This window comes from Vibrio sp. 1249-1, from assembly GCF_033340495.1.
Map to the genome: position 1 here is coordinate 1 of NZ_JAWOWJ010000780.1, position 612 is coordinate 612.

At 40.8% G+C, this 612-nt stretch carries 1 protein-coding gene; it reads left to right on the plus strand.

Going from position 1 to position 612, the window contains the following annotated elements; all coding sequences use genetic code 11:
• Positions 1-58: 58 nt before the first annotated feature.
• On the plus strand, positions 59-612 hold a 554-nt coding region (locus R7Z50_RS28880), incomplete at its 3' end, for a hypothetical protein (RefSeq protein ID WP_089183612.1).

Genomic DNA, 612 nt, shown 5'->3' on the forward strand with positions numbered 1-612 from the left:
TTCGCGTCACGTTTATTAAACGACGTTGTGCTACTAGCGAGTGAAAAGGAACAGAACAATGATCATAAACTACGCCCTGACAACTGCTCCTTATTCAAATGATATTGAATCATGTATCAACGTAATGACAGCGAGTATGTTTGCTCTTGTCGACCAAGGAGAAGAGACCGAAGTCGCTACGTGTGACTTTTACATCGTAGATTTATCCAGAGCCTCGAGTACTATCAGCTGTCATAAATTATTGAACATAAACGCCAGCATTGCCCACTTTATCCAAATTCTTGATGATGATTACTTGCTAAAAGAAAGCATCGCAAAACGTAACGAAACAATGCGTTGGGGAATCTGTCCAGAACCAGATCGCCTCATAGTGATTCACGAACTAAAGGTAAAGAAAGAGCATCGAGGAAATAAGTATTCCAAAGCCTTAATTGAGGACTTTATTGAACGCTTTACATCGATTTACGACATCATCGGTCTAAAGGCGCTTCCTTTAGAAGATCGCTCAGAGGAAAGCGTAGAAGCGCTTAAAAGCTATTACTCAAAGATAGGCTTTAAGGACGTTGGTATTGATGATTTGATGCTCTGGCCAGCGTTAGAAGAACCAAACTG